7 protein-coding genes are annotated in these 7,094 nt (G+C 69.0%); all 7 read left to right on the forward strand.

Translation table 11 applies throughout. From position 1 onward, the window contains the following. Positions 1-237 (forward strand): dihydrodipicolinate synthase family protein (locus tag WEB06_05060; protein MEX2554981.1); only part of this gene is annotated, 237 nt, incomplete at its 5' end. Between the two features lie 71 nt (positions 238-308). Then, on the forward strand, positions 309-2,552 hold the full coding sequence (locus tag WEB06_05065) for a DNA translocase FtsK 4TM domain-containing protein (protein MEX2554982.1): 2,244 nt from the start codon (positions 309-311) through the stop codon (positions 2,550-2,552). A gap of 94 nt (positions 2,553-2,646) precedes the next feature. Next, complete coding sequence (locus WEB06_05070; protein MEX2554983.1) at positions 2,647-3,405, forward strand: RodZ domain-containing protein; 759 nt, start codon at positions 2,647-2,649, stop codon at positions 3,403-3,405. A 10-nt stretch (positions 3,406-3,415) separates the two neighbouring features. Then, positions 3,416-3,979 carry a CDP-diacylglycerol--glycerol-3-phosphate 3-phosphatidyltransferase gene (gene pgsA, locus WEB06_05075; protein ID MEX2554984.1) on the forward strand — a complete coding sequence of 188 codons (564 nt, stop codon included), beginning with the start codon at positions 3,416-3,418 and terminating at the stop codon, positions 3,977-3,979. Then, positions 3,976-5,229 carry a competence/damage-inducible protein A gene (locus WEB06_05080; protein ID MEX2554985.1) on the forward strand — a complete coding sequence of 418 codons (1,254 nt, stop codon included), beginning with the start codon at positions 3,976-3,978 and terminating at the stop codon, positions 5,227-5,229. Before pgsA ends, WEB06_05080 begins: the two co-directional genes overlap by 4 nt. Continuing rightward, complete coding sequence (gene thpR, locus WEB06_05085; GenBank protein ID MEX2554986.1) at positions 5,226-5,771, forward strand: RNA 2',3'-cyclic phosphodiesterase; 546 nt, start codon at positions 5,226-5,228, stop codon at positions 5,769-5,771. The genes WEB06_05080 and thpR overlap by 4 nt, the downstream gene beginning before the upstream one ends. 235 nt (positions 5,772-6,006) lie before the next feature. Beyond that, positions 6,007-7,032, forward strand: a complete 1,026-nt coding sequence (gene recA / locus WEB06_05090) for a recombinase RecA (protein ID MEX2554987.1) — start codon at positions 6,007-6,009, stop codon at positions 7,030-7,032. The last annotated feature ends 62 nt before the right edge of the window (positions 7,033-7,094 follow it).

Consider the following 7,094-nt stretch of genomic DNA (forward strand, 5'->3'; position numbering starts at 1 on the left):
TTGGCCGAGATGGTGGCAGCCCATGACAAAGGGGACGTCGAGGGCGCCGCGCAGATCAACCGTGAGCTCGTTCCGATCTTCGAGGCGTTGTTCATCACCTCGAACCCGATCCCGCTCAAGGCGGCCCTCGAGATGCTCGGCCTGCCGGCGGGTCCGGTCCGGTTGCCGCTCGTCGACGCCACCGAGGCCGAGCGGAACCGCGTTTCCAGCGCGCTGGCCGGTCTCGGGCTAATCTAGGTCGCTCGCTCCGGGATCGCCGGGGCGGGTGCCCGGGATCCGGGCGTACCAACCCCGCGACGAGGAGCCGGATGGCGACGAAGAAGCGGGGGCGTAAGAAGCCTGGGGGGGCTCGAAAAGCCGGTTCCGCATTCCGCAACGCAGCGGAAGGGATCCGCAAGGCGCTCGGCCCGCAGATCGGCGACGCCTACGGCATCGCGCTCACCGTCGTCGCGATCCTCGGCGCGCTCGGCATCTGGTTCCACAACGCCGGCCCGATCGGCGAATTCCTCGAGCTCACCTTCCGTGGAATGCTCGGCGCCGGAGGATTCGCGGCGCCGGTGCTCTTCGGCTACCTCGCCTACGCCATGTTCACGGTACGGCCCGGACCCGACCGGCCCCGCATCGTCATCGGCCTCTTCATCATCGTCGTCGGCCTGCTCGGCCTGTGGCATCTCGCGAAGGGGACGCCGGATGTGACCGCAGGCGGCGAAGCCCTCCGCAACGCGGGAGGCGTCGCCGGCGCCCTGAGCGCGGGGCCGCTGCACCGTCTCATGGGTCCGTGGGGCGCCGCGTTCACGCTCGTCGCCGTCCTCGCGCTCGGGTTGATGATCTTCACGAAGACGCCCGTGCGTCGCTTGATCGAATCGCTCGGGGAGCGCATCGCGGCCCGCCGGGCCCAGCGAGCGGCCTCGCGTCCGGTCGAGAAGCGGACCATCCCGGGGCTCGACGATCAGTCCGACAACGTCGTCGAGGAGCCCGAGGAAGATAACGAGGCGGACGAAGACGAGGAAGAGGACGACGAAGCCCACGAGCCCGTCCGTCCCCCGATGCTGGTCGAGATCCCCGAGGCGCAGCCCGCCCTCGCGCGCACGCCGGCGCCCAAGCGCCCGTACGTTCTGCCGTCGATGGAGCTTCTACGGAACGGAACAACCCTCACCGGCGGAACGAAGGGAACGGCCGACACGATCCGCGTCCTCGAGGCGACCATGCGCCAGTTCGAGGTGGACGCGACCGTGGCTCGGGTGACGCGGGGCCCGACCGTCACCCGCTTCGAGGTCGAGCTCGGGCCGGGCGTGAAGGTCAATCGCGTCGTCTCGCTGTCGCACGACATCGCGTACGCGCTCGCGACCCCCGATGTCCGGATCATCGCGCCGATCCCCGGCCGCTCGGCGATCGGGGTCGAAGTCCCGAACCGGGAGCGCGAGCTTGTGACGCTCCGAGACATCCTCACGTCTCCGAAGGGGAGCGGGGAGCGGCACCCGATGGCGGTCGGCGTGGGCAAGGACATCTCCGGAGAGCCGGTGATGGTGAATCTGACGACGATGCCGCATCTGCTCATCGCCGGGGCGACCGGGTCGGGGAAATCGACGTGCATCAACACGATGATCACGAGCATCCTGGCGCGCGCGCGTCCCGATCAGGTTCGCATGATCCTCGTCGACCCCAAGCGGGTCGAGCTGTCCCACTACAACGGCATCCCGCATCTGCTCGCGCCGGTGATCACCCATCCGAAGCGCGCCGCCGACGCCCTCGGCTGGGTCGTGCGCGAGATGGAGATCCGCTACGAGGACCTCGCGCGTTCGAACCAGCGTCAGATCGACAACTACAACGCAGCCGTCCTCGAAGGGAAGGTGACCAAGGAAGGGCTGCCGGTCACCGAGACGATGCCCTACATCCTGGTCGTCATCGACGAGCTGGCCGACCTCATGATGGTCGCCCCTCGCGACGTCGAGGACGCGATCTGTCGCATCGCGCAGATGGCTCGCGCGGTCGGCATCCACCTGCTCGTCGCCACCCAGCGCCCTTCGGTCGACGTCGTGACGGGACTCATCAAGGCGAACATCCCCTCGCGTGTCGCGTTCGCGACCGCTTCGCAGGCCGACTCGCGGGTCGTGCTCGACCAGGGAGGCGCGGAGAAGCTGGTCGGGTTCGGCGACATGCTCTTCCTGCCGGCGTCGATGTCGAAGCCGCGCCGCGTGCAGGGCGCCTACGTCTCCGAGCAGGAGATAGAAGCCATGGTCGGCCACGTCCGCAAGCAGTCGGACCCAGACTTCGCCGACGAGCTCACCGCCGAGCAGATCACGTCGGCCGCCGACACCGATCTAGGGAACGACGACGATCTGCTCTGGCAGGCGATGGAGCTCGTCGTCACGAGCCAGCTCGGCTCGACGAGCATGCTCCAGCGCAAGCTGAAGGTCGGGTTCGCGCGCGCTGGGCGTCTGATGGATCTTCTCGAGGACCGCGGCGTGGTCGGGCCGTCGCTGGGCTCGAAGCCGCGCGAGGTCCTGATCAGCCCGGACGAGCTCCAGGAGATGCGGGCGGCGCGGACGTAAGCTCCCCGCTCATCGCGCCTTTTGAGGCGCTCCTTGTCCGAGCCTATACTTGGCGCGGCTCGAGGCAGTTCCCTTCCCGTCGGAGGTGTCGTTGGTGCCGCATGCCACAACCGCCGACATCGGAGCGACCCTCCGGGCGGCGCGCGAAGATCTCGGCATATCCGTCGAGGAAGCCGCTTGGCGTACCCGGATCAAGCCCGACTACCTCCGCGCGCTCGAGGGCGAGCGTTTCGAAGAGATCGGCCATCACGCGGTTGCACGCGGCCATCTGCACACCTACGCCCGGTACCTCGGACTCGAGGCGGATGCGCTGGCGCAGGAGTATCGGCGCCGGTTCGAGTATTCCGAGCCGTCACCGATCGAGCGGCTGAACGAGCAGGTCAAGGAGTCGCGCCGGCCGCCGAAGCCCAAGTGGCTCATCGCCGCGCTCGTCTCTTCGGTCGTTCTGGTCGCCGCGGCTCTCACCGGCGTTATCCGGGGGCCGGGTCCGCAACTGACGCCGGCCGGCAACGCGCTCGCGACCTTGCCGGCCTCGACCGAGGCGACCGGCCGGCCGACCGCCCAGGCGAGCGCCGTCGTTCCGCCGCCGCAGACGTCTCTCGTCACGATCGTGGTCGTCGCGCAAGGCCGCAGCTGGCTGCGCGCGATGGTCGACGGGACGCTCGAATTCGAGGGGATCGTCGCCGCCGGAACGTCCAAGACGTTCGACGGGACCGAGCAGATCGACATCGCGATCGGCAACGCCGGAGCCATGCGACTGATCGTGAACGGCACGGATCTGGGCCCGGCTGGCCGCGCCGGCCAGGTCTACCGCGCGAGCTTCGGGCCGCGCGGCGAGATCAAGCCTCAGTAGACTTCCGCGGGTGAACGCGCGCCGCATCCACTGGCCGAATGCGCTCACCTTCCTGCGGGTTGCGCTCATCCCGCCGGTGGTGATCCTCACTCTGGTGGACACCGAGCTATCGAGCTGGATCGCGTTCGTCGCGTTCGGGACGGCGGCGCTCACCGATGGACTCGACGGCTACGTCGCGCGGCGCATGCAGCTCGTTTCCTCAACCGGCCAACTGCTCGACCCGTTGGCCGACAAGATGCTCGTCACGGCCGCCATGGTGGCGCTCGTCGTCGTCGATCGGTTCCCGCCGTGGGCCGCGATCATCATCGTCGCCCGAGAGGTCGTCGTCACCGCGCTTCGGCTGGTGGCGACCCGGCGCGGCCGGGGCTTCCCAGCGAGCCTCGCCGGGAAGGGGAAAACGGGCGCGCAGCTGGTCGCCGTGCTCCTGTACATCCTCCCGCTCGGGAGCAGCTGGGACACATCGAAGAACGTCGTCCTGGGCCTGGCGCTCACCCTCACGATCGTGAGCGGGCTCGACTACATCATCCGGGCCCCGAAGCTGCTCGGCACGAAGCCCGCCGGCATCGAGGGATGAAGGCCGAGGTCGTCGCCGTCGGCACCGAGCTGCTGCTCGGCGACATCGCCAACACGAACGCGCAGACGATCGGCCGGGAGCTCGCCCGCATCGGCGTCGATTGCTTCGTCCATACGGCCGTCGGCGACAACGTCGACCGCATCGCGGAGGCGATCCGGGCGGCGCTCGAGCGAACCGACGCCGTGGTCGTGACCGGTGGGCTCGGACCGACCCAGGACGACGTGACCCGCGAGGCGATCGCCGCGCTGGTCCGCGTGCCGTTGCTCCGAGACGAACGGCTCGTCGGCGAGATCCGCGCGCGGTTCGAGCGCATGCGCCGCGACATGCCGGAGTCGAACTTGCGCCAGGCCGAGCGGCCCGAGGGCTCGACCTCTATCCCGAATCCGGTCGGCACCGCGCCCGGGCTATTGGTGGAGCACGAGGGGAAGGTCATCTACGCCGTGCCGGGCGTGCCGTCCGAGATGGAACGGATGCTGCACGCGGAAGTGCTGCCCGACCTCGCCCGTCGTTCCGGCGAAACGGCGTCCATCGTTTCGCGCGTGATCCGCGTCGGCGGCATGGCCGAGTCGGCGGTCGGCGAAGCCCTGGACCCAACCTGGTCCCGCCTCGGGGCCGGAGATGTGACGATGGCGTTCCTCGCGGGCGGGGGAGAGGTCCGCGTCCGCCTCACGGCGAAGGCGCCCTCGGAGATCGCCGCCAACGAGCGGCTCGACCAGGTCGAGAGCGATGTTCGCGACGCGCTCGGACCCGCCGTCGTCGGGGTCGGCGACGAGACGCTGGAGCTCATCGTGAGCCGGCTGCTCGACGAGCGCGGATGGACGCTCGCGTGCGCGGAGTCGGTGACCGGCGGTCTCATCGCCGCGCGTATCACCGAGGTGCCCGGAGCGTCGGGGTCGTTCCGAGGCGGGGTCGTCTCCTACGCCACCGACTCGAAGGCGACGGTCCTCGGCGTCGATCAAGCACTCATCGACGAGCACGGCGTCGTCAGCGCCCCCGTCGCACGCGCCATGGCCGCCGGCGTGCGCGAAGCGATGGAGTCCGATATCGGTATCGCGACGACGGGCGTCGCAGGCCCGGCAGAACTGGACGGCAGGCCGGTCGGCACGGTCGTTCTCGCGGTGTCGGGTCCGCTGGGCGACGCGGATCGCGAGGTGCATCTGCCGGGGGATCGTGCGACGATCCGTCGGATCGCTTCCGGCGCCGCGCTCAATCTCTGCCGCCTATACCTCTTGGAAGCCCTCGACGGATGAGGCTCTTCGTCGCCGTCGATCTTCCGGCGACGGTCAAGGATGAGCTCGACCACGCCGTCGACGACGTGCGGCCGTCGCTGGCCGAGGCAAGGTGGGTGCCACGCGACAACCTTCATCTCACGGTGAGCTTCCTCGGCGAGGTCGGTGACGAGCGCGTCGAGGGCATCGTCGCGGCCATGCAAGAGGCGCTCACCGCGACGGCTCCGTTCGTCGCGCGGTTGGCGGGCTCGGGCGCGTTCCCGTCCGCGCGGCGCGCGCGCGTCCTCTGGGCCGGGCTCGAGGCCGCCGAAGACCGGCTGGCTTCGGTGGCGAACGCCTGCATCCGAGCACTCGAGCCGCTCGGCTTTCCTGCGGAGTCGCGGCCGTGGACCGCCCACGTCACCGTCGCTCGGCTCCGGGAGCCGGGCGAAGTCTCGCGTGCGCTGCCCCTCACGCTCGAGCCGGTGGCGTTCCCGATCGAAGCGGTGACCCTGTTCCGTTCCCGGTTGGGGCGTCCGGCGCCGCGCTACGAAGCGATAGCCGCGGTCCCATTCGGAGCATGAGCGCCGTTCGGGAGGCTCTGCGCGTCCTGCCGAGACGTGACGCGGCACCCTCGCCGGGGTAGCGTCGCCCGGCCGTCCGAACGTCGCCGCGGATGGTTGACTCCGAACAGGTGTTCGGATACCTTGGCCCGAGTCACACGCTTGTGATTCTGTCGTAGGCGGTGCCTATACTCGCGAACAGGCGAAGGCAGCGATGGGTTGAGATCGAAGGTCGGCGGCAAAGAGGAGGACGCTCGTGGACCGGGACAAGGCACTGGAGATGGCGCTCGGCCAGATCGAGAAGCAATTCGGTAAGGGCTCGATCATGCGGATGGGGGATAACCAGCACGCCGCCATCGGCATCATCCCGACCGGCTCGCTCGCGATCGACATAGCGCTCGGCATCGGCGGGATACCGCGGGGAAGGGTCGCGGAGATCTTCGGCGCGGAGTCGAGCGGAAAGACCACGATCGCGCTGCACATCATCGCCGAGGCGCAGAAGCTGGGCGGGATCGCCGCCTTCATCGACGCCGAGCACGCGCTCGATCCGACCTACGCGAGCAACCTCGGGGTGAACCTCGATGAGCTGCTGATCTCGCAGCCGGACACCGGAGAGCAAGGGCTCGAGATCGCCGACACACTGGTGCGGTCCGGCGCGATCGATGTGATCGTGATCGACTCCGTCGCGGCGCTCGTTCCCCGTGCCGAGATCGAAGGCGAGATGGGGGACACGCACGTCGGCCTCCAGGCGCGGCTGATGTCCCAGGCGCTGCGCAAGCTCTCGGGCAACCTCAGCCGCTCTAACACCGCGATGGTGTTCATCAATCAGCTGCGCGAGAAGATCGGCGTCATGTTCGGATCCCCCGAGACGACCCCGGGCGGGCGTGCGCTCAAGTTCTACTCATCGGTCCGGCTGGACGTGCGCCGGATCGAGAATCTGAAGGACGGGGCGGAAGTCGTGGGGAGCCGCGTTCGTGTGAAGGTCGTCAAGAACAAGGTCGCACCCCCGTTCCGTCAGGCCGAGTTCGACATCATCTACGGCAAGGGCGTGTCACGCGAAGGCTCACTCATCGATGTCGGCGTGGAAGAAGGCTTCGTCAAGAAGTCGGGCGCCTGGTTCACCTACGACGGGACGCAGATCGGGCAAGGCCGAGAGAACGCGCGCCAGTTCCTGATCGAGAACCCCGACGTCGCCATGGACATCGAGAAGCGTGTGCGTGATGCCCTGGGGCTGGTGCCGAAGGAAGTCACCGGCGAACCCCCGGACGAGGACGAGGGCTAAGAATGAGTCTCCGCGCGCCGGCGGCAGGGGGAGGCGCCGCGGCGCGCGGAGGTTGGGGGGGG

This window comes from Actinomycetota bacterium, from assembly GCA_040905475.1.
GTDB lineage: Bacteria > Actinomycetota > AC-67 > AC-67 > AC-67 > DATFGK01.